Source organism: Streptomyces sp. AC627_RSS907, assembly GCF_019049165.1.
Genome location: NZ_JAGMUE010000526.1, coordinates 1 through 687, shown reverse-complemented (window position 1 = coordinate 687; position 687 = coordinate 1). Strand labels below are relative to the sequence as shown.

Sequence of the window (687 nt, the reverse complement as noted above, 5' to 3'; positions counted from 1 at the left end):
GACCCAGGGCCAGGCCGAGGGCGTCGAAGCCGGGGCCGAGATTGGCGCTGGTGGCAGGGGTGCGCACCCGGACGGCGGCGGCACGGAACGCTGGACCGGCCATCGCTCGATGACTCTCCTTGTGTGACTGCGGACGTGTGACGACAAGTGTGTGCGGGCTGCGGTGTACGGGCTGCGGTTTATCGAAGAAGTACGGAACACCGCGAGGACCGTTTCGGCAATGCCGCACGGAGCCGATTGCTCAGCGGCGGGTGCTCTGCGACGGGGCGGATTCAGTACAGCCTATCGAAGGAAGGTTCTGTGGCGACATAGGGCGCACGGGAGGCGCACGATGCGTGTCGTGAGCCGTCCCGTGCTCCGTTATCCCCGCTTATCACTGTCCAGCGGGATAAAACCGAGGCAATTAACGGCTATTCCGCGAGACCGTCGCCCGGTCCGCGGCCACCGCTTACCCAAGGTTACGCCAGGTGCGGGCCAGCGGTCAGGCCAGCCCGAGGCTGCCGGCCGCGGCGTCCGCGTCCACCGCCACGGTGACCGGCTGCGGCGCGCCCGCCACCGCCCAGTCCGGGTCCTTGAGGCCGTTGCCGGTGACCGTGCACACGATGCGCTGCCCCGGATCGACCTTGCCCTGCTCGGCGGCCTTGAGCAGCCCGGCCACGCTGGCGGCCGACGCGGGCTCCACGCAGA

Annotated in this window: 2 pseudogenes; both read right to left on the bottom strand. The window is 69.4% G+C overall.

Annotated features, from left to right (window positions below):
* A pseudogene (locus KUM32_RS36835) lies at window positions 1-103 on the bottom strand (homoserine kinase); the annotation flags it as partial.
* A 378-nt stretch (window positions 104-481) separates the two neighbouring features.
* Window positions 482-687: pseudogene (locus tag KUM32_RS36830) on the bottom strand (threonine synthase); the annotation flags it as partial.